Below are 25,080 nucleotides of genomic sequence, written 5' to 3'. Positions count from 1 at the left end.
CGCCCCCCCCCCCCCCGGGGGCGGCCTCGGGCGGGCCGGCCCCGGCCCCCGCCCCCCCCCCCGCCGCCGCGGGTCGGTCTATTTCATGCAAATCGCTGTTCTCGGTACGGGAGGGGGTGCCCGCGCCCACATCGTCAAGCTGGCCGAACTCGGCCACGAGGTCCACGTCGGCACCCGCACCCCCGAGGCCACCCTCACCCGCACCAAACCGGACCTGATGGACACCGAGCCCCTCAAGGACTTCCTCGCCGAGCACCCCGGCATCCAGCTGCACACCTTCGCCGACGCCGCCGCCCACGGCGAGCTGATCATCAACGACATCGACGGCATCAACGGCCACAACGCGGCGACCGCCCTGTCCGCGGCCGCCGTGCAGCTCGCGGCCATGGCCCTCGTCGACTCTGGTTCCAGTCCCGGGACCCCGGCCCGCCGACAAGACCGAAACCTCAGCGCCACGTACTCACGGCCTGCGGTCTTCGTCCTCGTCCTCGTCCTCCTCCTGGACGAGGCCGGCATGGCCGATAATTACCGCATGGACGTCACCCACCTGCTCGAATCGGCTTCCCTCCTGGTTCCGGAAGGAATCGCTACGGAAAACGACATCACGGTGCGAGATGTCTGGGACTACCTCGCCCACGATGAATGGCAGATAGCTCTGAGCCTGCTGGAGGAGTTCGGGAACGGGCATCCGTTGCCGTTGGCGTTCTGGGAGCAGCTCGCCGAGGCGGCTGAGCAACTCCGTCTTGAGCGGAGCGCGACTTGGTGCCACTGGCGCTGTTCCGAAATCCGAAACGGGATGATCCGGGCCGACCTGACGCTCAGATCAGCTACGGAGGCACGACGCAAGACACCAATTGCCGGTCACGGCGTCTTGCGTCCCATGTGGGACGTCGGGAACCTCTCGCCGACCGGGGACACTGCGGTGAGCATCGCCGGGCTCTGGGTCGAGGGCACGCCCTCTCTGGAGCCCGGCGGCCGAGCCACTGTCCGCCTCGTTCCCCTCACCCCCTCTCACTGGACGCACGTCACTTCCGGCCAACGGATCAACATGCACGAGGACCGGACCGTGGCCGGCACCGCAGTCGTGCTGGAGGTTCACCTCCCTGCCGCCGCCATGCCTACGACCTGACGCCGACTGCCCCGGCTCCACTGGTGCAGAGGTCTCCGTACTCGGGGGTGCGTGTGCAGCGTTCAGCGCTACCGCTCCGGGAGTCGGCGGATGAAGTCCAGTAGCAGGGTGCAGAACGCCGCGGGCTGTTCCAGCGGTGCGAGGTGCCCTGCGGCGGGGATGACCACGGTCTGGCCTGTGTCGAGGTCGCGAGCCAGCCCCTCACCACCAATGAAGAAGTCAGGCATGTCGTGTTCGCCGACGCCAACCAGAGCGGGAGCAGTCAGTGTGCGCAGCGCTGCCGTTCCTTCGCCGAGCGGGTCCGCGGCCAGTAGCAGCTCGCCGTGTGCGAGCTGTTCGGTGAGCTGGCCGCGGAGCATACGGGCTGCGTGAGCTCGCACTTCGTCGGTCGCGCCAGCCGAGGTCCACGCCTCGACGCCGGCTGTCACCGCTGCGTCCAGGTCGCCGGTAGCGAGCGCCGTCCTTTCGGCGTCCCAGGCGGCTTGCAGACGTGGGGAGGCGGGCTGGTCGTGGGGCCGGTACCCGACGAGCACCAGGCCCTCGACCCGCTCGGGTGCCGTGACGGCTGTCTGGAGCGCCACGAGGGCGCCGAGGGAGTTCCCAGCCAGGACGAACCGGTCGGCCCCGAGGCGGTCGAGCGTGTCGAGCACATCCCTCCAGGGGGCTGTCTCGCGATCGGCGGGTACGAGTGCGCCGCCGTGGCCGGGCAGGTCCAGGGCTATGGCCCGCATGCCCGCATCGGCGAGGCGGGGAAGGTGCGCGCCCCACATGGTGCGGTCGGTGGGGCGGGCATGCAGCAGGACGACGGGGCGGCCTCGGCCCGCCTCATCTGAGGGAAGCAGCATGACAAGCATCTTTTCTTGGTGGGGACAGGGGATCGGGAGATCGGGATTCTTCTTCCTCTGCGGGAGTCACCTGGCCCCTTAACACCACTTCCTGCTCGGACAGCCGGCCGAGCAGATCCAGGGCGTCGGCGCTAGCGCTGCCGGGGTCCGCGCTGTAAACGGACAGGTGCTGTCCGGGGGCACTGGTGACGGCGAGCGCCTCGAAGTGCAGACGCAGCTCCCCCACCCGTGGGTGCCGGAAGTGCTTGTCCTCGTGCGTACGGGGACGGACCTCATAGCACGCCCACAGGTCCGCAAAAGCGGGACTGCGCACGCTCAATTCGCCGACGACCCGCTCGATCCGCTCGTCCCGCGGGAACTGCGAGGAGGACGCCCGCAGGTTGCCCACCGCGATACGCGCCGCGCGGTCCCAGTCGGCGTAGAACTCGCGCGCGAAGGGATCGAGGAAGATCATCCGCAGCAGGTTGTCGTACCGGGCGAAGCCGCGGTACAGCTCACGCGCCATCGCGTTGGCCGCCAGCACGTCCTGCGCCGCACCGACCACGAAGGCCGGCACATCGCGCATGCCGTTCATCAGCCGCAGCAACTCCGGAGCGACGGTTGTCGCGGCAGCCGCCTTCCCGAAGACGGACAGGCCCAAACGGAAGAGATGAGTGGCTGCCGCGTCGTCCAGCCGCAGTGCCCCGGCGATCGCCCGCAGTACCTGCTCGGACGGGTGCCGCTCGCGGCCCTGCTCCAGCCGGATGTAGTAGTCCGTACTCATCCCGGCCAGCAGCGCCACTTCATCACGCCGCAACCCCGGCACCCGCCGTGGCCCGTCGTCCGGCAGTCCGACATCCGCCGGCGCGACCGCCGCTCGACGGGCGCGCAGGTAATCACCGAGTTCGTTCTCGCTGTCCATGACGGTCACGCTAATCGCGGAAGGACGCCGGGGCGTGGGTGCGCTGCACCCACCCGGGTCAGGCAAGCCGAGGAAGCCACTACGACGCCTACCCGCCAGCCTCTCCCCCTCAGTGCCGGAGTCCTGCCATGCCCGAAGCATTCGCCAGCGCTGTCATCGCGGCCTGGGCTACCACGGTGTGGCGCGTGGTCCGCGACTTCGGTGGTTTGGCCGCCTGGCAGCCGGCTGTTGCAGGCTGCGTCCTGGCGGACGCAGAAGCACCTGACCGCGTCGGTTGCATCCGCACTCTATCCATGGCTGACGGGCAAACCGTGGTGGAGTCCCTCCTGACACTGGACGACCACACGCGGTCCCTGACGTACGGCATCGTCAGCTCTCCGTACCCAGTGCAGTCCTACCGAGCCACCATGTGGGTTGTGCCTGTCACCGCCGCTGGCGAGACGTTCGTCGGTTGGTCGGTGAACTTCGACTACGACTGAGCCGACACCGACGAGCTGACGGAAGCCTTCCGGACCGGCATCTTCACAGCCGGACTGACGTTCTGGCCCGGGTGCATCCCGGCAGCGGTCGACCAGGGAGCCTCCGTTGGCTGTCCGCCCTGTGCATCATCCGTCGAAACGAACCCAGCGGAACCCGTGTTCGAGCAGTGGTGTCAGGGTTCCGCGGTGCAGCGCCCCGAAGCTCACCATCGCCTCGTGCTCGTCGCTGCTGAGCGCCGCAAGCAGTCCCGGGGCCACATAGAACTTTTCACCCTGGTAGGTCGGCAGGAATGGACTCAGTGGGACGGGACGCAGCTTGTCCCACTGCGCGTCGAGGCGCGCAGTCGGCATGGTGTAAGTCCGCGCGTGGTAGGGGGCGGCCAGCCAGGCTTCGAAGATGGTGAACTGCAGGAGGAAGCGGCTCAGGGGCTCCTCTTCGAGGATGGGCTCCGCGTCGTCGTTACCGGGGTCTTCGGTGTGCCAGACAAAGGGGTCTGTTTTGTCTGGGCCGTGTGGTGACCACGGGATGGACCAGTCCATGGAGGCTCCCGCCCACTCGGCGAAGACCAGCCGGTCGCCGAGCGGTCCGGAGGCGTGTTTGGGATGCCTCAGCACTGGGTCGTGGAACCTGTGGATCGCGGGGCGGAGGCCGGCCAAGCGGTGAAAGGCGGACAGTGCCAGGGGCAGGCTGTCAGGTTCGCCCGCCGTGCTCCTGGCGTCGGCCGGCGCCGTCTCCTCGGCAGGGAACCAGCCGAGGACGAACGACTCCAGAGCCTGTATCGGTTCCGTGTTTACGAGGTCGACCCACTCCACCCCGGGCACCGGCCCGGGTGCCGGTACTGGCCGGACGGCGTCCAGCATCGGTCGGCTCAGGGGATGATCGAGTTGCAGTTCGGCGTGGTTGAGGTGAGCCGGTGTCGGCGACCCTCCGCTGCCCCTGCAACGGGCGGTGCCGAGGGGGAGGCAGCCCTGGTTCAGGCGGGCGAAGACGTGAATGGGCAGGGCGCCTTGGAACCCGAACCGGGGAGCCAGTGCCGGACCCATGTCCCCGCGCAGTAGAACCTTGGTGGAGTCCTGGACGCCACTGAACCCCCGGGTCGTCCCCGGGGGTCACGATGACAACGGTCGCGTCGGCTCCAGCCCCGACCAGGGCCGGGCCCACCTCGTGCCGGATGAGACCGGCACCGGCAACGGACAGCGCCGTGGCCTCGGCAATCAAGGGCGGAAGCGTCTGTGTCATGCGGTGAGCCTATCCAGGGCCGGGTGGGGCGAGGCGGTCTGCCCAAGCAGTGCCGGTGGGCTGGAGCCGGACTGCCGCTGCACTGACGACCCGCATGAGATCGCGACTCGATACGCGCTAGTTGTCAGCCCCTGCCTTGCGCCCGTCAGCCACTGCGGTGGCAATCAGTGCCACGAGGTTGTCGGTCCAGCAGTCGGACTCCTTCGTCGCTACCTCAACGCCGCATCCGCCGCAGACGAGGTTGGGACCGTCTTGGCCGGCGAGTCCGCAGCAACCACTGGCACGCCGCGAATCGGGGTGAAGCACCGTTCCGGGAACGTCGTCCGGGTGAAGGATCAGAAGGCTGCCGTCAAAGTTGACCTTGAAGGTTCCCGGAGCCATCCGAGGTGGAACGAGTTCGTGGCCCTGCGGCCGCTCAGGGCCAGTCAGTGGTTCCCCCGCCATCACTTCGCTGGTCACGGGCTGCTGACAGTTGGCGCAGCGGAATATGGTCATGCGGCCATTCTCCCGGGCTGCATGGGACATAGGAGACCGGGGCCCTACGGCAACTGCATTGGCCTTCGCCGGTCCACCGCTTCTGGGCCCGCGACCAGGGGCGATTGTGGGAGGGTGGCGTGGTCATCGCGCTCGGGTGTGTCTGTCGTGCTGCCGAGCTGACCCGTAGCTGCGCCTTTTCGCTCCGCGGGGGAAGGCCCTCGCTGGTCGGGGCCGGGAATTCTTCTCCGATCAGCGAGGTCCAGCATTATCGACGGAATGTCAGCCGAGCCTGCCCCTGACCATTCCGATCATGGCGTTGAGTTCCTCGATACGCAGGCGTTTCGCGGTGACGGTGAAGATGCCGAGCAATACGAGACCGCCGGCGACCAGCGCGACGAGCGAGCCGAGGGCGTTGTCGCCCAGACCACGGGTGACCGCGAATGCGGCGGCGGCGCCGGCGACGGCCGCCGGAACGGCCGCGATACACAGACGGACGTACGTCCGGGCGATTCGCCGCCCGTCCAGGTCTCCGCCGAGACGGTTGCGCAGCCGACCCCACGCAACTGCGACGCCCACCGCATAGGCGAGCCCGTAGGAGGCCGCCATGCCGGTGACTGCCCAGGCAGCCGGGAGTACGAAGTAGCAGACCGCGGATGCGGCACCATTGACGCCGGCCACGACGAGCGTGTTGTAGAAGGGGGTTTTGGTGTCCTCATAGGCGTAGAAGCCGCGCAGTATGACGTACTGCACGGAATACGGGATGAGGCCGAGTCCGAAGGCCATCAGGATCAGGCCCATGCCGTGGGCTGCTTCGAGGTTCGCGCCGGAGAAGAGCAGAGTCGAGATCGGCAGGCCGAGTGCGAGGAACGCGAAAGCCACCGGGACAATGGCGACCGCTGATGTGCGGAGCCCTTGCGAGATGTCGTCGCGCACGGTTTGCGGGTCGTTGTCCTGGGCCGCCCGGGCGATACGGGGCAGGACCGCGGCCATCAGCGAGACGGTGATGATGGCCTGTGGCATGCCCCAGATCAACTGTGCGTTGCTGTACGCGATGAACCCCGCGCCTTCCTTGCCGGACGCCTTCCCGGCGGCGGTGGCGAGCTGGGTGACGACCGTCGCACCTGCTTGATTGGCCAGCACGAACAGCACCGTCCACTTGGCCAGTTTGATGGTCTGCCCCAGCCCCTGGCCCTTCCAGTCGAGGCGGGGACGGAACCGGAAGCCGGTCTGCCGAAGGTAAGGGATCATGGCCAGGGCCTGCACCACGAGGCCCAGCAGCGTCCCGACGCCGAGCAGCCGGACCCCTTCCGGCGGAATGGTCCGGACATCCATGTGGGACTGGCCGGAGGTGCCGTATACCCAGATGAACAATCCGAACGTGGCGATGACCACGATATTGTTCAGTACGGGCGTCCACATCATGGCCCCGAATTTCCCGCGGGCGTTGAGGATCTGCCCCACCACGACGTGCAGTCCCATGAAGAAGATGGTGGGCAGGCAATAGCGGGCGAAGGTGACGGCGACGCTGTTGGCCGCCTCGTCACGGGTGATGGTGTTGGACATCAGCTGGACGAGCCACGGGGCGGCGAACACCGCGACGGCGACAATCACGCCGAGTGTGACCATGACGAGTGTCAGCAGGCGGTTGGCATACTTCTCGCCACCGTCCTCGTCTTCCTTCATCGCCCGCACGAGTTGGGGAACGAAGACCGAATTGAGCCCACCGCCGACCGTGAGTATGTACATCATGGTGGGGAGGGTGTAGGCAACGGTATAGGCGTCACCCAGCACCGCGGCGCCCAGGGCTGCGGTGATTACCAGGCTGCGCAGGAAACCGGTGAGCCGGGACACCAGCGTCCCGGCGGCCATCACGGCACTGGATTTCAAAAGACCGGAGGCACGGCCGCCACCGGCTTGCGCCGAGGACGGCTCGTGAATTCGGGCGTCCGTGGGTGGGCTGTGCGGAGGGTCGACCGAACTGGCGGCTTGCCCGGTGCCCGGGGGGCCTTTCACGGCGCCGAGTTGCACGGTGTCGAAATCGAGGCGTCGCTCGGGCTCCCGAAACCAGTCGGCACGATCGCCCCCTGTATTCGGAGGCCGACCTCCGTCACCCGGCATGCCCATGGTCGCTCCCTTCCTCGTTACGGACAACGGCAGGCTCACGAAAAGCCCGGCCGACCGCGATTGTCGAACACCGGTGAACAGTCGCACCCGTCGCAGCCCGGCGTGAAATCTGGTAAGGCAGGACCGCTGACGGCTCGGGACGAACGGCTACGAACGGCTACGGACGCTTCCAGGCAGCCGCGTCGCCCACGTCCGGTCATCCGGAATCCCAAACGGTACAGCGCCGACCGGGCCCGTCGCGCCGACCGTCAAGCGCCAGCCAGTCAGCAGAAGTTCGTCTCGGAACGGCATACCGGCGTCCGACGCACCCGGCGCACCCGGCACGCCCGGCGCACCCGGCACGCCCGGCACCCGATCCGGGTGACATCGATGCCCAGTGCCCCTCCCCCATACCAGGGCCCGAGGTGAGCGGTCCAAAGCCGTCCGGTACCCCGCAGGGGCCGAACGCCGCCAGTATCTGGGCCGGTCAGCGAGCGGGGGGGGAAGTGACGGGGATCACCCTCAATCCGTATCGGCTTTCACAGGAAGAGAAGGCCAAGGCCAGAGCCGGGCTCGCGTGTGTGAGGATCGCGCGTGAACGCCGGCCAGGAGGTCGGTTGGGCGCGGGGGCGTCCGTTGGGAGCTATGAAGGGGCTACGGGAATGTTCGCTGGGAGAGCTGCTCGGCTGCGGCTCAGTAACGGCGGTGGGGTGCCGCTGGAGCTGGTCGTGGAGCCCTGGGCGCAGGTGCATCAGGTCCTGCCGGAACAGACCTGCGTCGTTGTCACTCACTCGGCTTCGACGGATGGTTCTTGGTCCGGAACGGTGCGGGCGGATGAGCCGTTCCAGGTCGGCCATCGGTCCGATGCAGTCACAGTGTGGGTCAACGGCGACTGCTTCCACCTCACTGACGAGGAGGGCAACGCGATCGACGCGATCGACGTGGCCGACTGGCAGTGCCCTGCCCAGGGCTCGGCCTCCTGACACACAGAGTTTTGCCAGGCGGCTGGTCAACGTCCCCAGCCGAGGCGGTGCTCCCATGTCGGCTCCGGCGCTCGCCCCTGTTCCTGCTTCCCCACCTGACCTGTCATGCCGCGTACCGGCGGTTGCTCCGCGCCTACAGGTTGAGGACGCCAGGGGTTTCGAAGACCGACGCGCACAGTGCGTCGACCTCTTCTCGGAGTGTCTGGAGGGCGCCGGTCAGCGTGGTCGCTTCGCGGTGGGTTGTGCGGAGGTCGTGTTCACCGGAATCGAGGTGGCCAACCGGCGCTTGCAGGTCTGCCCACATCGAGGTGCTGATGATGTAGCGAGAGGCGTACGCCTTGATGTTGGCGTCCATACCGAACTCGTTGTACTCGCCGGGCACGGCCGGGCACTCGGCAAAGAAGCGGTTGTCGAGCCTGATCTCGAAGCCTGGCTCGCCGTGCCTGATCGGTTCGAGTCGGAGCTGCGGACTCAGTTCCGGCTCCTCACCGAACTGGCTACTGAGGTGGCACAACACCTCTGTCCCGGCCTCGTCGAATTCCCGCTGGCCGGCTTCCAGAGCCGACAGGAAGGCCAGGACATCACCGTGACCGGCCAGTTGCTGCCCAAACTCATTCTTGATCACCGGTGAACTCTAAGGCACCAGCCCGTGCTCGTCGTCAGACACCGTCCCAGCCCCGCCGTGCGCGCTCCGCGCCGTCGGTAGCCCGATGCCGGTGGCTGCCGACGAGGTCGAGGACAGGGCGGAGGAAGAGGAGCGGAACGCCCTTCGGTAGGCGGAAGGGGTGGTGTCCAGGCTGTCCCGCATGTGCTGCCGTAGGTTCGTGCCGCTTCCCAGGCCGGCCTTGGCGGCGATGTCGTCCACGGGCAGTTCTGTCGACTCCAGCAGGTAGCGAGCGTGTTCCAGGCGGGCGGAGGTGAGCCAGGCAGCCGGGGAGAGTCCAGTCTCCTGTCTGAACCGCCTGGTGAACGTCCGCACACTCATGTGGCAGTGCGCCGCGAGGTCCTTGAGGGACAGCCGCCGGTCCAGGTGCTCCGTCATCAGCGCGCGTGCCTTGACCGTCGACGTCCCCGCGTCCTCCCGGACCGGGTGATCGATGTACTGCGCCTGCCCGCCGTCCCGCATGGGCGCTACGACGTTGTAGCGGGCCACTCGGTTCGCCACGGAGCTGCCGTGGTCCTCCCGGACCAGGTGCAGACACAGGTCGATGGCCGCCGCGCCGCCGGCCGAGGTCAGGATGCCGCGATCGGCGACGTACAGCGGATTCGTGTCGAGGTCGACCGTGGGGAAGAGCCGCCTGAACTGCTTCGCGTAGCGCCAGTGTGTCGCGGCCCTGCGCCCCTCCAGCAAGCCGGCACCCGCGAGAACGAACGACCCGGTGCACAGGGACACCAGCCGAGCGCGGCGACCGCGGGCCGCACGCAACGCCTCCGCGACGCGGGGGTCCACCGCGCCGTCCTCAAGCACGTCCGGGCAGCGGGTCCCCGCGACGATCACCGTCTCGGCGTGCTCCAGCAGGGACAGGTCGCCCTGAGGGGTGACGCCGTACCCGTTCACCGTCGGTACCGCGGCGCCTTCCGGCGTGACGGTCCGCACGTCGTAGGCCGCGCTTCCCGCGCGGGTTTCGACGGCGGCCAGCATCTGGGCCGGGATGCTGAGGTCGAACGCCACCACCGGTGCGAGGGCGAGGACCGCCACGTGATGAGGAGCCGCAACTGTCATGGCCCAATAGTTGCAGATGGTGGCCCTCGGGCCACTTCTGGAGCGCTCGTCAAGGGAAGAAACTGAGTTCACTTCCGCACTTCGCCCCCCGAAAGGTGGCATCCGCTCATGTCCGTTCCCGCTGTCGATTCCGAGATTCAAACGCTGCTCGACACCGCCGACACCGGCGTCTTCCCCGTATACGGTTTGGACGCCGTCCTCGCCGAGCCCGAGCGGTACGCGCTGCTGCGGGAGCGCCCCGACACTCCCGTCGACGACCGGGTGCAGGTCCGGGACCTGTTCATACCTGGCCCCGGAGGGCGACTGCGGCTGCGCGTCTACCGGCCCGACACCCGCCACGACCTGCCGATGATCCTCTACGTGCACGGCGGTGCCTTCACCTACGGGTCCCCCGAGGCCGAGGAGGAGCGCTCCCTGCGGTACGCCCGGGACGTGTCGGCCGTCGTCGTCTCCGTCGACTACCGCCTCGCGCCCGAACATCCCTACCCGGCCGCGGCCGACGACGCCTACGCGGCCCTGACCTGGATCGCCGCCAATGCGGCGCAGGTCGGCGGCGACCCGGAACGTATCGCCGTGGCGGGAGGGAGTGCCGGCGGGAACATCGCGGCCTCCACCGTGCTGCGTGCCCGGGACCTCGGAGGGCCGCACGTGGTCTTCCAGTCGCTGACCTATCCGGGGGTGGACGGCGGCCTGACGAGCGGTTCGGCGCGGGAGTTCACCGATACCCCGGTCCTGAACCGGGGCGCGATGGAGCTGGCCTGGCGGTACTACGCGGAAGAGAGCCACTCCGCGCCGTACGCCTCACCGTCCCGGGCCGCCGACCTTGGCGGACTGCCGCCTGCCTACGTCGCCGTGGCGGAGGTCGACCCGTTGCGCGACGAAGGCCGCGACTACGCCGCGCGCCTCAGCGCCGCCGGGGTCACCACCGAGCTGGTCCAGGTTCCGGGCGCCGTGCACGGGTTCGACCTGCTGTTCCCGCAGGCCCGGATCAGCGAGCGCAGTCTGACCGACCAGGTGCGCGCCCTGCGCGATGCCCTCCATCCGTGACGGATTCCGGGCACTCCGGGTCGCTCTCCGGCCGGGCCCGGTGGAGTTCGTGGCGCGTTCGAGCCTGGGGGGCGGCTCGTGGTCCCGGGGGTGATCACGGGGGCAGGAATGAGCAGCGGGCCGGGCTCGTCTGCCCGGCCCGCTGGTGCGTGCTTCTTCGATACTTGGACGCGACCTTTTCGCTACTGGGACACGACCTTCGGGGCCGGGGCCGGCCGGCGGGCGGGGCTCATGCGAAGCGGGCGGTCGCGGCCGCCCAGGCGCGCAGTTCGGCCTCCTGGTCCGCCGAGTCCGCGGTGAAGATGACGTGTCCGAGGCGGCAGCGCAGGTCGCGGGCGGCCGGTATGGAGTCACCTGGGCCGAGGTACATGCGCACCTCGGCGACGCTGGGGTGGCGCTCCAGCGCGTCCAGGCCCTCGATCCGGTTGAGGGTGGTGAGGCCGGGGGCGGTGAAGAAGTGCACCCCGGCGTACTCCGCCGCGGGGAGCGCACGGGGCCAGGCCGATTCGGGGTCCAGGCCGACGTGCGAGGCGACCATGACATGGCGCAGGGAGACGCCCGTGGCCAGGGTGATCAGCTCGGCGATGCGGTCTCCGGCGAGGCGGGCGCCGACCTCGATCAGGACGGGCCCCTCGTTGGTGAGCCGGAGTTCCGCGTGGAAGGGCCCCAGCGCGATGCCCAGGCACGTCACGACGGCCGAGGTGTAGTCCTCGACCGCCGACCGGACATCCGGGGCGAGGTCGGCCCGTACCACGTGGCCCAGTTCGACGAAGTACGGTTCGGCGCCCAGCAGTTTGCGGGTGACGGAGACGATGGTCACCCGGCCCTGGTGCACGTACCCCTCGACGGAATACTCGGGGCCTACGAGGTACTGCTCGACCAAGGCGCGGCCGTCTTCCGGCTGGTCGAAGACGAAGTCGGCGTGGTCGGCCAGGGTGCGGTAGGCGGACTTCAGCTGTCCGCTGTCCTCGACGCGGCTGACCTGGATGGATCCGGATCCGGCGGCGGGCTTGAGGACGCACGGGAAGCCGACGGTCTCGGCGGCGTCGTCGAGGTCGGCCGCGGTGAGCACCTCGGCGTAGCGGGGTATGCGGATTCCCGCCTTGGCCAGCATGGCGCGCATCAGGGTCTTGTCCCGGACCGCTTCGGCCGTCTCGATGGGCTGGCCGGCGAGTCCGAGCAGGTGGGCCAGCCGGGCGGCCGCGTCCACGTAGAACTCGGAGCCCGACACCACTCCGCTCAGCGGCGTCCGCGCGTGCACTTCGGCGGCGGCCTCGGCCAGCGCGGCCGGGTCGTTCGTGTTGACGGCCACGAAGAGGTCGATCTCGCCCCGGGCCCCTTCGGGTACCACGCGGTCGGCCGCGTCGTGGGAGAAGACCACGGTTTCCAGGCCGAGGTCGCGGGCCGCGCCGAGCAGGGTGAGCCCGGAGGACATCGGCTCGATCACCAGCAGCCGCTTGCGCGTGGCCGGAGGGGTGTTGGGGTGGGGCATCGGTGTCTCCTTGTGCTCGTGCCGCGGTACGGTCACGAGCTGCTGAAAGGTCATCAGGCATCTCCCCCTGGGGAGGAGGCGGCCAGCGGTGAGAGGCTGATGCCGGCCAGGACGTACTCGACGGCGCCGGTGAGGCTGAGTTCGCGCTGGTCCATGCGGCTCTCGTGTGCGTCGTCGATGTGCGCCTGCCGGTGCCAGAACGCATAGTGCCACGCGTGGTCGGCCGGGACGACATGGTGCAGATCGTGGGCCGGGAGGTCGGAGACCAGGACTCCGAACCGGGCGGGTGTCTGGATGAACAGCATCTTCGCCAGCCATCGGGCCCAGAGGAGTGCGCTCCGGGCGGCCGGGAGCCCGCGGGCGGGCAGCGGCTCCAGGCAGAACCGGGCCCAGCAGCGCGAGACGTAGTCGCTGCGGCTGGCCGGGGCTCCGTCGAAGGCCATCCACGGGTGTTCGGAGATGGTCTGGAACAGGGCCGCCCAGTGGAACAGGACCAGCCAGGGGACGACGAAGGCCAGGGTGAATTCGACACCGTTCATCAGCACGCCCAGCAGCACGAGGGCGCCGACCCAGACGGTGGAGGCGATGCGTCTGATCCAGGTGGCGGTAATGAAGTTGGTGCGGATACGGAACGTGATGAACGGCAGGTGCAGCCGGGGCGAGAACGGTGTGCGGTACAGCGTCCGGCGCAGCTGTGCCATGGGGGTGCCGGGCCGGAAGCCGAGGTACATCAGGAATCTGGAGTCCGGGTCCTTGACCGTGGTGAAGACCTTGCGGTTGTGGTGGTTGCGGATGTGGTCTTCGAAGATGTCCTCGTAGTTCGAGGTGAGGCTGATGGCACTGGAGACCACCTGGACCACTTTGTCGATGTGCTTGTTGCCCGACACTTCCTTGTGGACGGCGTGATGGCTCCACGTGACCTGCAGTTTGCGGATCGCGTTGACCGTTGTCAGCCAGGTGACCGGGAGGACGGCGGCGGCGTACCAACCCAGGAACCGTACGGCGTAGATGCTTCCCAGGACGGCGGCCGCCAGCTGAATGAGCGTCAGAAACCAGTTGACCAGTGGCGGTGTGATCCATGCCGGGGCCTTCTGGCCGGGCGCGGCCTTGCCGGCGAAGAGGGTGATCAGCTGTTGGGTCCAGCCGGGGAACCGCTCGACGTACTCCCGTCGCAGTTCTTCCATGGAAGCCGATATGTCGGTGGGCGAAGGGGTTTCCTGTGGCACGGGTCTCCTCGGAAGTCGATGTGTGTCGGGCCCCGGTCCGGCCGTCATGACTCGACCACCCGTACGGTCAACTGGCGTACGGCCTCGTGCAGGCTCTTGACCACGCTGTGCGCCATGTCCCCCTCGGCGATGACGTAGCCGAGCCGGTCGTACGCGTTCTGTGGCGCCCGTACCGTCCTGCCTGCCGCGGCGGTGAGCTGTACGCGCTCGATGCCGGGAACGAGCCGGGCCTCGTCCGCACCGTCGATCGAGGCGAGGACTCCGTCGCGGTCTGCGGCCAGGAACCGGATGCCCGCGGTGGCTTCCCGGGCGGCGGCCAGTTCCGGGGCCAGGCCGCACGCCGCACGCAGCTGCTGCTCCAGCAGTTCGACGCCGGTCGCGAGCCGGATCAGTTCGGGGATCATGCCGCCGGCCAGCCGGGGGTTGACTTCCACGATGAGTGGCCCGCGCTCGGACAGCCGTATCTCGGTATGTGTGGGTCCGGTCTTGATGCCCAGCGCGGTGAGCGCGGCAGCGGCGGTCTCGCGCAGCGCGGTCGCGTCCTCCTCGGCGAGCGGGGCTGGGAAGATGTGTTGCTGTTCGACGAAGTGGGGACCCGGCGAGACCGTCTTGGCGGTGATTCCCATGCACACGGGCACCCCGTTGTCGGTGAACATCTCGACGCTGAACTCGGGCGCCTCGACGTACTCCTCCAACAGGGCGGTGCGCGCGGTCGGCAGGCCCCGGACGTTGGTCTCGACGGACAGTACGCGCTCCACGTGCGCGAGCACCTCCGTACGCGACCGGCACAGCAGAACGTCGTTGGAGCCGGAGTCGTCGGCGGGCTTGACCACGCAGGGCAGGCCGACCCGGTCGATCGCCTCGGCGGCCTGCGCGGTGGAGCGTACGACGGCGAACCTCGGCTGCCCGACGCCTGCGGCCGCCAACAGCTCGCGGGCCGTCGCCTTGTTGCGGGCGGCTTCCGTGGCCTGCGGGGGGTTGCCTGGCAGGCCCAGCCACTCGGCCAGCCTGGAGACCACCGGTACGTAGAAGTCGCTGGTCGTGGTGATGCCGGCGATCCGGTTGCGGGGGAACCGCCCGCTGATCACCTCCCGGAGCACCTTTTCCGTGGACGTGTCGCACACCACGATCTCGCACCCGGTCTCCGGTGCGCCCGCGTACCGTTCGGGAGCGTTGGTCAGCAGGACCGGGACCAGGTCGAGCCGCCGGGCCAGGTCGAGGGCCAGGACACCCGTACCCGAGGTGTTGGCCTCCACGAAGAGGAGGGTGCGCGGCTCTTGGGGCTTGAGTCCCTCGGCCGCGTAGGACCAGGTGGCGACCTCCGTGCCGGGGGTGACCTCGGTCGGTTCGGCTGCCACGGGCAGGGCGGTCAGGTCGCGCTCGGTCCAGTAGGCGTCGCTGTAGACGTTGTCGGCGTACCGGTCGCCCCGGTCGGGGAAGATGCCGACGATGCGGGAGCCCGGGGCCGCCCTGCGGGCCACGTCGTGCAGCACCCGGTAGACCGAGCCGGAGGTGTTTCCGGCGAAGATCTGCTGTTCGCGGGCGAGGGCCCGGGTGGCCTCGAACGCCTCGTGGTCGTTGAGCCAGTGGATTTCGTCGACGAGGGTACGGTCCAGGTTCGCCGGTACGAGGCTGTTGCCCAGTCCGCCTTGGAGCCGCTTGGGGTTGTCGGGCTGGCCGAAGACCACGCTGCCGACGCAGTCGACGGCGACCACGCGCAGACCGGGCAGGGACCGGCGCAGTGCGCGGGCCGATCCGGACAGCGAGCCTCCGCTGCCGACCGCGCCGACGAGAATGTCCAGGGAACCGAGGTCGGTGAGGAGTTCGTCGGCCAGGAGGCGGTAGGCGCCAGGGTTGTCGGGGTTGCTGTACTGGCGCGGCCAGAAGGCGCCTGGCAGGTCGCGGATGAGTTCTTCGAGCTTTTCCAGCCGCGCGCTCTGCCAGCCCGCACCCGACATCGCCTCGACCACGTGCACCCGGCAGCCCAGGGCACGGAGCTTGGCGTGAGTGGTCGGGTCGATCCGGGGGTCGGTGACGATGTGTACGGGGTGGCCCAGGCGGGCGCCGACCAGGGCGACTCCCAGGGCCATCGTGCCCGAGGAGCTTTCGATGATGGGGGCGCCTTCGGCGAGTTCGCCGGTCCTGCGGGCTTCGGCAATGGCTTGCCGTGCGACCCGGTCCTTCATCCCGTACAGGTTCTGCAGTTCCAGTTTGGCGTAGACCTCGACCGCGTTGGGGAGGTCCATCGCGAGTCTGACCAGCGGGGTGTGGCCGATCGCGTCCACGATGCTCTGATAGGGCATGTTCACATCCGTTGTGGGGAGGGTCAGGAAGCCGGCCGGCGGCAGGAGTGGTAGAGCGTGGCGGCGCCGGCCAGTCGGGTGGCGCGGGCGCGGGCCTCGGCGGCCTTGCGGGTGTACTCGGGGTCGGATTGGTCGATCAGCAGCCCGAGTGCGGTGCCGCTGTGCGCGATGGCGACGCCGAGCGCGTCGATGTCGCGGGAGAGGGCGATCATCTGCGGCAACAGCCTCTTGGGCCGCAGGCGCTCGTTCATCACGGCGCTGCGGGTCGCCACCTCGCCCACCGCTTCCAGGTCGCCGCCGCGCACGGCGTGGGTGATCCGGGCGAGCAGGTCCTCGTATTCGAGTCGTTCGGCACGGGAGAAATTCTTGGACTGCCGGTTGAACTCGATGGTGTCGACCACTCCTCCCTCTTCGACCCCGACGACGGTGAGCGGCGGCAAGGTACCGATGCTTTCCTTCAGCCGTACTTCGCGGTGGTAATAGGAGACGGTCCCGGGATACATCACGCCGTCGGTCGGTTCGATCCGCCGGAGGAAATGTTCGACGGTCTCGGGGCCGGCCTGGAGGCCCAGCGCGTCGGCCACCGCGCGGGCCGTGGCGGTCAGGTCGGCGGAGGAACTGGCCAGGCCCTTTCCTTCGGGTAGTTCTCCTCGCAGGTGCAGGTGTCCCCCGCCGGCGAATCCGTACTCCCGCAGCATCAGTTCGGCGAGGCCGCGGGCCCGGTGCTTGTGCGGGGGAAAGACCGAGACGTCGGTGCGTCCGGGGTCGGTGGTGAAGGCCGCTGTGGCGCCGCGGTCGATCGGGAAAGTGACCAGGAAATCGAGCGCTTCGTGAGCGGTGGCTCCTTGAAGCAGCTCGCCGAAGGTTCCTGGAGCGCTGCCGGTGCCGGTCATCGAGGCATCGGCCTGCGGGGTGATTACTCCGGCGCTGTCGGTGGTTGTCATACGGCGGTCCCTTGCCCGCCGGTGACGCCGCCGTCCAAGCCGAGCAGCGCGTCGATCCGGTCCAGGCCGGCCTGGGTGCCGTCCCGGCGTGCGGACCACTCGGTGTGCAGCTCCTGGTATTGCGCACGCTGTTCTTCGAGCAGTTCGCGTACCCGGTCAGGGTGTGCCGACCCCGGGGACTTCTTCTCGTACAATTCGCCGGCGCTTTTGAAGGCGGTGGCGAGCGGGGTCTCGTGGTCCGTCAGGGTGATGCCGTGCTCGGCCGCGGCAGTGCGCAGAAGGTCGGGCGATATCCGGTGCGGTGGCAGGCCCGCGGCGTGGGCGGCGAGGATGTACCGCCCGGCGATGACCTGCGCCGTGCGCCATGGCACGGATTCGTGCAGGGTCAGTTGGTTGGCGAGGGTGAAACCGCCCAGGAATTCCTGGTCGACGGCGGCGCGCATGCGGTGCTCGTCGAAGCTCAGGTTTTCGACCACCGCGGTGAAGAGTTTCATGGTGGTGTTCAGGGTGGTGAACATCGGCAGCAGATTTGCGCCGGCTTCCTTGGACACCTCCACCATGTTGGTGAAAGGTGTGGCCCGCTGGGCGAGGAGCATGTCGAGGTAGTAGGCGCTCAAGTGCGCCGACTTGCCTCGTATGCGTTCCAGGATCGGGTAGTTCTTTTTCTGCGGCATCGCCGAGGAGATCCCGGAGAGTTCGTCGGGCAGCGTGATGTATCCGTAGGGGCCGCTTCCCCAGGTCATCACGTCGCTGATGAACCGGCTCAGGGAGGAGCCCAGGAGCGAGAGTTCCGCCGCGATCTCCAGCACCCACGCCCGGGAGGCGACGCCGGTGAGGGCGTGCGGCTGGGGTGCGCGGCAGCCGAGGAGCGCGGCCATGGCGTCGCGGTCCCAGGCAAGCTCCTGACCGGTCATGGCGCCGGACCCGAGGGGGCTGAGGTTGATGCCGTCGTAGGTCGTCAGCAACCGGTTTGAGGTGTGCACCATCTGCTGGGAGACGGCCGCGAAGTAGTAGCCGGGGGTGATGGTCTGGGCGGCCTGCAGATGTGTCTGACCCACCATGGGGAGGTCCGCGGTGAGCGTGGCCAGCCGGTGCGCGGCCTGCCCGAAGGCCAGGATGGATTCGGCGCCTTCGAGGAGGAGTTGGCGGCCGAAGAGGAGTTGGGCGGTCGACTGCATGTCGTTGCGGCTGCGGTCGATGTGCCAGGTGGTGACGGGCTTGCTCAGACCTCGTTCGACGTGCTGTTCCAGGGCGAAGGCGATGTCGGACATGTTGGCCTGCGGATCGGCCGTGATGCCGTCCTGCGCCGCTCCGTGGAGCAGCCGTCCGATCTCGGCGGCCTGCGCGCCGGTGATCAGGCCCATCCGCCGGTATTCGATGGCAAAGACTTTTTCGACCGTGATGTACCAGGGCAGCAGGTGGGCGGCCTCGTAGCGGAACTGGGGTTCCAGTACCTCCTCGTGCAGGAGGAGGCTGGGGGTGCTACGGATTCTTCCCGTAAGGCGGCCGACCTCTCCGACTGGCGACCGGTCAGGGGAGGGAGTCATTCTCTTGCTCCGGTTTCTCAGGAGAGGGATCTTCGGGTGCTCATGAGGGGGGGTGGGCGGCGGCCCGCCAAGGCCGCCGCCCCGGTGCTTAGTTGGTGGTGTGCAGGGCGGGCTCAAGGTCCTGGCGGACCGTCTCGGCCAGGAGTTCGGGCCTGGTGGTGTTGAGGTAGTGGCCGCCGTGGTCGGTGACGACCACGCGGCACTGCGGTGCGAACCGCTCCCAGTTGCCGACGCTGGAGTCGTAGGCGGTCATCAGCGAGTCGTCGGTGGCGAGGACCACCGTGGCGGGTGCCTTGAGAGTGGCTCGGGCGATGTCCGAGAGCGCCAGGTGGAAGCCGTGCGTGGCCTCGACGGTGTCGTAGCGGAACGACCGCGCGAGGTCCTTGCGTTCGTTCGCGGAGAGCCGGTGCACCTCGTCCAATCCGGTGTTGTCGGCCAGCCAGTCCATGATCTGCTGCTCGCTCATGTGTACGACCTCGTTGGCGGCGTGGTCGGCGGGGTCCATGGACCTGAGCAGCTTGGCCACGACCAGCAGGCGGCTGACGTTCTGCCCGCGCTGTTCCAGGGCGCGGATCACGTGGATCGCGAGGGACGCCCCGGCGCAGTGGCCGAGGAGCACCACCTGACGGCCCGCCGCCTCCCGGGCGACCTCGTCGGCCAGCTGCTCCGCCAACACGTCCACGGCGACCATCGGCCGGTCGTCGCGCAGTGTCCGGCCCGGCAGTTCCGTGCCCATGACGCGCACGGCGGCGCCGGTGTCGGCGAGTTCCCTGGCCAGTGGGACGTAGCTGACGGCGCTGCCACCCGCGAAGGGGATGCACACGAGCAGCGCGTCGGGGTTGTCCAGCTGTGCCCCGGACGCCGCGGTCAGGTCGACCAGGAGGTCGCGCCGGGCGCCGTCGCGCTGTGCGAAACTCGCCGCGACCAGGCGGGCGGTCGGCCTGACCAGCAGGTCCCGCAGCGAGATGCGGCCCTGCGAGGTGGCGGCGACCTTCATCGCGGCGATCGAGTGGCCGCCGATCTCGAAGAAGTTGTCCGTGACCCCGATATCCGCCGGCGGCACGTCGAGTACGGAGGCGAACAGGTCGCGTACGAACTCCTCGTCCGGGTTGGCCGGCTGCTCGTGCTCGGCGTCCGCGCGGGCACGCAGGGGGTGGGCCGCCAGCACCTTGCGGTCGGTCTTGCCGTTGGCGTTGAGCGGGAAGGCGTCGAGGCGGACGAGGATCTCCGGATGCATGTAGTCCGGAATGATCTCGGCGAGCTGCCGCTTGAACTCGTCGCGATCGGGCTCCGCCGTGCCGGTGTAGAAGGTCACCAGCCGCTTCTCGCCCGTCACGTCGCGGGCCAGTGTCACGGCGGTCTCCACCCCGGCCAGCCGGTTGACCGCGCCGTCCACCTCCGAAAGCTCGATGCGGTATCCGCGGATCTTGACCTGGCCGTCCCGGCGGCCCGCGCAGTCGAGCAGCCCGTTGGGCAGCCAGCGGCCGATGTCACCGGTGCGGTAGAGCATGGCGGAGCGGTCGTCGAGGGAGTTGGGGGCGAACGCCGCGGTGGTGCGCTCCGCGTCGTTGATGTAGCCCAGCCCGACGCCTGCGCCGGTGACGCAGATCTCCCCGTAGCTGCCGATGGGGCGCGGCCGTCCGTCCCCTCCGACCACGTGCAGGCTGGTGTTGACGATCGGCCTGCCGATCGGCACCCTGACGCCTTCGTGGCCGGTGTCCATGAAGTGGTGGGTCACGTCGTCGGAGCACTCGGTGGGGCCGTACGCGTTGATCACCGGGACGGGGTAGGCGGCGAACCACCGCTTGGTCAGGGCCGGGGGCAGCGGCTCACCGTTGATGATGTTGAAGCGGAGGGCCGGCAGCGGGGCGGGGCGCTGCTCCGCCTCCGTCAGCAGCGCGTCGGTGTAGGAGGGCACCGTTTCGAGAATGGTGATGCCGTCCTGGGCCAGTGCCGCGAGGAAGACCGGCAGGTCGACGACGGTGTCGTGGTCGTAGATGACGGTGCGCCCGCCGGTCAGCCAGGCGACCAGCAGCTGCCAGACGGAGATGTCGAAGCACTGGGTGCTGATTTGCGCGACCCGGTCGTCGGCCGTCAGCTTGAGGTCCACGACCTTGGAGATCAGGTGGTTGAGCATGCCAGTGTGGCGGATCGTGGCGCCCTTCGGGTCTCCGGTCGACCCGGAGGTGAAGATGATGTAGGCGGTGTCGGCCGGCCGCGGCGGGGCCGGCAGCTCGACGGGCGCGTCCGGGGCAGCGCCGCTGCCGTTGTCGCGGAGGGTCACCACGGTGAGGCCGGGGACGCGCTCGCGCAGGGCGGCCCCGCACAGCTCCGCGTCCTCCTCCTCGGCCACCAGGTAGCGGGAACCGCTGCGCCACAGCACGGCCGCGATCCGCTCCACCGGGAATGTGCGGTCCTGCGGGAGGTAGACCGCGCCGATTTTCAGGAGTGCGAGCAGGGTCAGCGACCAGCGGACACCTCGGGGCAGCACCGTGGTCACGATGTCCCCGGCTGCGATGCCCGCCGCCAGCAGTTCCGCCGCGTAGCGGTCCGAGGCCGCGTCCAGCGCGGCGTAGTCGAGCCGCTCGGCGCCGTGTTCCAGGGCGATCGCCCCCGGAGTGCGGCGTACCTGGTCGGCGAACAGGTCCAGGAAGGTCGCGTCGGGCAGGGGGTGGACAGGCCCCTCGGACATCTCCCGCAACAGGTCGCGCTCCTCGTCGCCGAGCAGCGAGGTGGCGTCCCGGCCCGCCGCGGGGTCGGCGACGAGTGCCTCCAGGGCGGCGAGGTAGTAGCCGCCGACCCGTTCCACCTGGTCGATCCCGTAGACGGAGTGGTGGAAGTGCAGGCTCAGCATCACCTCGTCGCTGACCGCGTCCTGCGAGAACTCGGCGCGGAAGGGGAACTCGCTCTGCACGTTGACGATCGAGCGGATCAGCTCGAAACCGTCCCGGGCGGTGAGGTCCTTGAGCACGTGGAAGTGGGTGAAGTTGAAGACGGTCTCGAAGAGGGTCTCCCGGCTCCGCACGGCCCGCTTGATCTCGGCCATCGGGAAGCGGCGGTGCGGCAGCAGGCCCACCTCTGCCTCGTACACGGCGTGTACCAGGTCCTCCCAGCTCTCGCCGAGGTCGCGGACCCGGAACGGCAGGCTGTTCAGGAAGAGTCCGGCGATGTCCTGGCCGCCTTCGATCTCCGGCCGTCCGGAGTGCTCGTAGCCGGTGACGACGTCCGTGGTGCCCGCCACGAAGGCCAGGACGCCGACGTGGGCGGCCAGCAGCACGGTCTTGACCGGCACCCGCAGCCGCTGGGCGGTCTCCAGGAGGGAAGCGGACAGCCCCTGGGGGAAGGTCACGTCGTGGATGCCCACGCCCGTGGCCTCCGGGTCGGGTTCGGCGTACGGGGCGATCCGGGTGCTCTCGGAGCCCTCCATGACCTGCAGCCAGTACGCGCGCTGCTCGGGTGAGGCCACGGCCGCCTGTTCCAGTGCCACGTACTGCCGGTGGGACATGACCTGCCGGGATCCGCCGTGCGGCTCTTCGCCGTCGAGGATGGCGAAGTAGGCGGAGAAGATGTCCCGGTGGAGGGTGTTGACACTCCACCCGTCCAGGGCCGCGTCGTGGTAGCTCAGCGAGTACTGGTACTCCTCGTCGCCCAACAGGTGCAGGTGGACGCGTACGAGGTCGGTGCTGCCGTAACGGAAGCCGCCGCGCAGTTCCAGCTCGGCGAACCGGCGCAGGTCCTCCTCCTGCTCCTCGGCCGAGCGGCCTCGCAGGTCGAAGATCTGTAGCGGGGACGGTGCGCTCTCGTGCACCAGCTGCAACGGCACGCTGAAACCGTTGAGGTGGAAGGACGTGCGCAGCAGCGCGTGCCGGCCGACCACCGAGGCTACCGCCCGGCCGAACAGCTCGGTGTCCACCACGCTCTGGATGCGGTAGCTGAGAATGTCGTGGTACATGCCCTCGGTGCCGCCCCGCTGGGCCTCGTAGATGAGGCCGACCTGGAGCTGCGACATCGGGTAGGCGTCGACGATCCCCGGGGGCAGCGAGGCCCGGTCCGCTTCGGTGACCAGCGCGAAGGGCTCGGTCTCGGCGGTGGGGGCGGCCGGCTCCGCCGCGACCTCGACGTGGGCCGCGAGTTCCGCGACGGTGGGGTGGCCGAAGAGGTCCTGGAAGCTGAAATCCAGGCCGGCGGCCCGGGAGCGGGCCAGTACCGTGATGAACTTGATGGAGTCTCCGCCGAGGGAGAAGAAGTTGTCGTCCACGCCGAGGGATTCCAGGCCGAGGACGCCGGCCCAGATGTCGGCGAGCCGGCGTTCGACCGGAGTCCGCGGTGCCCGGTGGGCGGCGCCGGGGACGGCGTCCTGGCGGGGCAGCGGGAGGCCGGAGACGTCGCGCTTGCCGTTGTGGTTGGTGGGGATCGCGGGCACCTCGACGATGTGCGCCGGCACCATGTACGAGGGGAGCTCGGCTTCGAGCGCGACGCGCAGCTCTGCCGCGTCGAAGCCGTCGGCGGCCACCACGTAGGCCACGAGCGTGCTGTCGCCGGACTCGGTGGGCCGGGCGACGACCGCGCTCTGGCGGACCGCGGGGCTCTGCTGCGCGACGTGCTCGATCTCGCCGAGTTCGATGCGGTACCCGCGGATCTTCACCTGGGTGTCCAGGCGGCCCAGGTATTCCACGGTGCCGTCGGGCAGCCAGCGCGCCAGGTCTCCCGTGCGGTAGTGGCGCTCTCCGTCCGCTCCCGTGACGAACCGCTCCTCGGTGAGCTCGGGAGCGTGCAGATAGCCACGTGCCAGGCCCGTGCCGGAGATGCACAGTTCCCCGGGGGTGCCGATCGGTGCGGGTGCTCCGGACCGCGTGCGCACGCTCAGCCGGATGTTGTGGATCGGGCGGCCGATCGGGACCGCCCGGGTCTCGTCCAGGCCCGCGCAGGGCTGGTGCGTGACGTCGACCGCGGCTTCGGTGGGGCCGTAGAGGTTGACGAGTTCGCAGCCGTCCCCCAGGAGCGCCCCGAACTGCCGGACCTGGTCGGCGGCGAGCGCCTCGCCGCTCGCGAAGATCCGGCGTACGCGTCGGATCCTGTCCCGCTCCCCCGCGGCATCGACGAAGCCGAGGAACGCGTGCAGCATCGAGGGGACGAAGTGGAGGGTGGTGGCCCCGCTCCGCTCGATGCGGCGGATGATCTTTTCGGGGTCGCGCTCGTCACCGTTGGGGAGCGTGGCCACCGCCGCCCCCGCGAGAGTCCACCAGAAGATCTCCCACACGGACACGTCGAAGGTGAACGGCGTCTTGTGGAGGATCACGTCGTCGGCATGCAGGGGATAGGCGGTCTGCATCCACCACAGACGGTTCACGATGGCCCGGTGCTCGACCATCACTCCCTTGGGGCGGCCCGTGGACCCCGAGGTGTAGATGATGTACGCGACGTCCGAGGGCCCGGTCACGGGCTCCAGGTCGCCGTCGGGTTGCGCGGCGGTGGCCGGGTCGTCGAGCAGGAGGACGTTGCGGTCCGCGGCGACGGCCGCGGTGGCGCCGGTGGCCACGACCGTGCTCGCACGGCTGTGTTCCAGCAGGTAGGCGATGCGGTTGGGGGGCAGCGTCGGGTCGACCGGCAGATAGGCGCCGCCCGCCTTGAGTACGGCGAAGATGGCCACGAGCAGATCGGCGGAGCGCGGGACGCACACGGCGACGGGATCGCCCGCGCGCACGCCGGACTCCCGCAGCGTGCGGGCCAGGCGGTTGGCCGCCGCGTTCAGCTCGCCGTAGGTGGTTCCCTCGTCGACGACGGCGATGCGGTCCGGCTCGGCCGCGGCGCGCTCCTCCAGGAAGCTGTGCAGCAGACGCTCTTCGGGGAAGGGGCTGGCGGTGTTGTTGAACTCCTCCAGGGAGACGAGTTCGTCCTGTGTCGGAGTCAGCAGCGAGGCGACGTCCAGGGCCGGATCGGCGACCAGGGCGTCGAGGATCCGGGCGTAGGAAGCGGCGAGCCGCTGTGCGGTGTCGGGGGCGAAGAGAGCCTCGGCGTAGCCGAGTTCGATCCGGGGCTTCGCGCCGTCGGCGAGGCGGAGGTCGAAGAGCAGCGTGCAGCCGGCCGGGCGGGCGTCGTCCTGGGTGAGCCGGCCGTCGACGGAGAGCATCAGGTCGCTGGGCTTCGCGTCCAGCTGGTCGAGCAGGTACCGGACCGGCACGTCGAGGTTGGCCGAGGCGGCCAGGCAGGCGGTGCGCATCGCGGTCAGCAGTTCGCGGGCCGGTTGCCGGCCGCTGACCTCGATGCTCACCGGAACGGCCCGGTCCTGGTCCTGGCTGCGGGCGCGGTCCTGGTCCTGGTCGACGGGCACGAAGAGCGTGACCGTGGGCAGGTCGGTGCTGCGGGCGGCCAGCACCGCGAGGGCGGTCGCGCCGATGACGGTCCGCAGGAAGCCGTCGCCACCGGCGATACGGTCGATGCGGTGCGCGATGCCGGCGTCGAGGGGAACGGTGACATGGCCGGTGGAGGTGTTCTGGTGACGGGCGTGGTCCCGTATGAGCACGGTGGGTTCGCTCCACGCGCTCTGCTGGGCGTCCCAGAAGGAAGCCTGGTCGGGGTGGGCGGCGCGGGCCTGCTGCAAGTGAAAGATACTCATCATGGAGTTCCGGTCTTTCGGCAAA

The 25,080-nt window shown here is 69.2% G+C and carries 16 protein-coding genes and 1 pseudogene; 4 read left to right on the top strand and 13 right to left on the bottom strand.

The window, feature by feature from the left end:
* Positions 1-532 precede the first annotated feature (532 nt).
* The gene (locus ACH4OW_RS29400; protein WP_398030792.1) at positions 533-1,129 is read left to right on the top strand and encodes a hypothetical protein; all 597 of its coding nucleotides are present in this window, start codon (positions 533-535) and stop codon (positions 1,127-1,129) included.
* Positions 1,130-1,197: 68 nt separating this feature from the next.
* Here the strand turns inward: ACH4OW_RS29400 and ACH4OW_RS29395 are convergent, their stop codons facing one another.
* Positions 1,198-1,974, bottom strand: a complete 777-nt coding sequence (locus tag ACH4OW_RS29395; protein WP_398030749.1) for an alpha/beta fold hydrolase — start codon at positions 1,972-1,974, stop codon at positions 1,198-1,200.
* On the bottom strand, positions 1,955-2,875 hold the full coding sequence (locus ACH4OW_RS29390; protein ID WP_398030747.1) for a helix-turn-helix domain-containing protein: 921 nt from the start codon (positions 2,873-2,875) through the stop codon (positions 1,955-1,957). The genes ACH4OW_RS29395 and ACH4OW_RS29390 overlap by 20 nt, the downstream gene beginning before the upstream one ends.
* Positions 2,876-3,003: 128 nt before the next feature.
* Between ACH4OW_RS29390 and ACH4OW_RS29385 the strand changes: the two genes are divergently transcribed.
* On the top strand, positions 3,004-3,354 hold the full coding sequence (locus tag ACH4OW_RS29385) for an SRPBCC family protein (protein WP_398030745.1): 351 nt from the start codon (positions 3,004-3,006) through the stop codon (positions 3,352-3,354).
* A 126-nt stretch (positions 3,355-3,480) separates the two neighbouring features.
* Here the strand turns inward: ACH4OW_RS29385 and ACH4OW_RS29380 are convergent, their stop codons facing one another.
* The 3 genes and pseudogenes from ACH4OW_RS29380 to murJ all read right to left on the bottom strand — a co-directional run.
* Positions 3,481-4,215 (bottom strand): hypothetical protein, encoded by a 735-nt coding sequence (locus ACH4OW_RS29380; RefSeq protein WP_398030744.1) that lies wholly within the window; start codon positions 4,213-4,215, stop codon positions 3,481-3,483.
* 496 nt (positions 4,216-4,711) lie between these two features.
* Positions 4,712-5,089, bottom strand: coding sequence for a hypothetical protein (locus ACH4OW_RS29375; RefSeq protein WP_398030743.1), 378 nt, complete (start codon positions 5,087-5,089; stop codon positions 4,712-4,714).
* Positions 5,090-5,350: 261 nt separating this feature from the next.
* A pseudogene (murJ, locus tag ACH4OW_RS29370) lies at positions 5,351-6,991 on the bottom strand (murein biosynthesis integral membrane protein MurJ); the annotation flags it as partial.
* An 893-nt stretch (positions 6,992-7,884) separates the two neighbouring features.
* Between murJ and ACH4OW_RS29365 the strand changes: the two are divergent.
* Positions 7,885-8,157 (top strand): hypothetical protein, encoded by a 273-nt coding sequence (locus ACH4OW_RS29365; protein ID WP_398030742.1) that lies wholly within the window; start codon positions 7,885-7,887, stop codon positions 8,155-8,157.
* A gap of 133 nt (positions 8,158-8,290) precedes the next feature.
* On the opposite strand, the gene ACH4OW_RS29360 is transcribed toward ACH4OW_RS29365, so the two are convergent.
* Both ACH4OW_RS29360 and ACH4OW_RS29355 read right to left on the bottom strand, forming a co-directional pair.
* A complete protein-coding gene (locus ACH4OW_RS29360; protein WP_398030740.1) occupies positions 8,291-8,782 on the bottom strand; it encodes a hypothetical protein in 492 nt (163 codons plus the stop codon).
* A gap of 9 nt (positions 8,783-8,791) precedes the next feature.
* Positions 8,792-9,880, bottom strand: a complete 1,089-nt coding sequence (locus ACH4OW_RS29355; RefSeq protein WP_398030739.1) for a GlxA family transcriptional regulator — start codon at positions 9,878-9,880, stop codon at positions 8,792-8,794.
* Positions 9,881-9,988: 108 nt separating this feature from the next.
* On the opposite strand from ACH4OW_RS29355, the gene ACH4OW_RS29350 reads away from it, so the two are divergent.
* Positions 9,989-10,927, top strand: a complete 939-nt coding sequence (locus ACH4OW_RS29350; RefSeq protein WP_398030737.1) for an alpha/beta hydrolase — start codon at positions 9,989-9,991, stop codon at positions 10,925-10,927.
* 229 nt (positions 10,928-11,156) lie between these two features.
* Here ACH4OW_RS29350 and ACH4OW_RS29345 read toward each other — a convergent pair whose 3' ends face one another.
* The 6 genes from ACH4OW_RS29345 to ACH4OW_RS29320 all read right to left on the bottom strand — a co-directional run bounded on the left by ACH4OW_RS29345 (position 11,157) and on the right by ACH4OW_RS29320 (position 25,058).
* A complete protein-coding gene (locus tag ACH4OW_RS29345) occupies positions 11,157-12,473 on the bottom strand; it encodes an ATP-grasp domain-containing protein (protein ID WP_398030736.1) in 1,317 nt (438 codons plus the stop codon).
* Complete coding sequence (locus ACH4OW_RS29340) at positions 12,473-13,603, bottom strand: hypothetical protein (RefSeq protein WP_398030734.1); 1,131 nt, start codon at positions 13,601-13,603, stop codon at positions 12,473-12,475. Before ACH4OW_RS29340 ends, ACH4OW_RS29345 begins: the two co-directional genes overlap by 1 nt.
* 86 nt (positions 13,604-13,689) lie before the next feature.
* Positions 13,690-15,948 (bottom strand): pyridoxal-phosphate dependent enzyme, encoded by a 2,259-nt coding sequence (locus tag ACH4OW_RS29335; protein WP_398030732.1) that lies wholly within the window; start codon positions 15,946-15,948, stop codon positions 13,690-13,692.
* 23 nt (positions 15,949-15,971) lie between these two features.
* Positions 15,972-16,892 carry a kinase gene (locus ACH4OW_RS29330; RefSeq protein WP_398030730.1) on the bottom strand — a complete coding sequence of 307 codons (921 nt, stop codon included), beginning with the start codon at positions 16,890-16,892 and terminating at the stop codon, positions 15,972-15,974.
* Positions 16,889-18,439 (bottom strand): argininosuccinate lyase, encoded by a 1,551-nt coding sequence (locus tag ACH4OW_RS29325; protein ID WP_398030728.1) that lies wholly within the window; start codon positions 18,437-18,439, stop codon positions 16,889-16,891. The genes ACH4OW_RS29330 and ACH4OW_RS29325 overlap by 4 nt, the downstream gene beginning before the upstream one ends.
* A gap of 88 nt (positions 18,440-18,527) precedes the next feature.
* Entirely contained in the window at positions 18,528-25,058 is a 6,531-nt protein-coding gene (locus ACH4OW_RS29320; RefSeq protein ID WP_398030726.1) for an amino acid adenylation domain-containing protein, read from the bottom strand.
* Between the last annotated feature and the right edge of the window lie 22 nt (positions 25,059-25,080).

Source organism: Streptomyces sp. NPDC017056, from assembly GCF_044332485.1.
Taxonomy (GTDB): domain Bacteria; phylum Actinomycetota; class Actinomycetes; order Streptomycetales; family Streptomycetaceae; genus Streptomyces.
The sequence above is the reverse complement of the archived record's forward strand: the minus strand, read 5'-3'. Positions and strand labels throughout refer to the sequence as shown.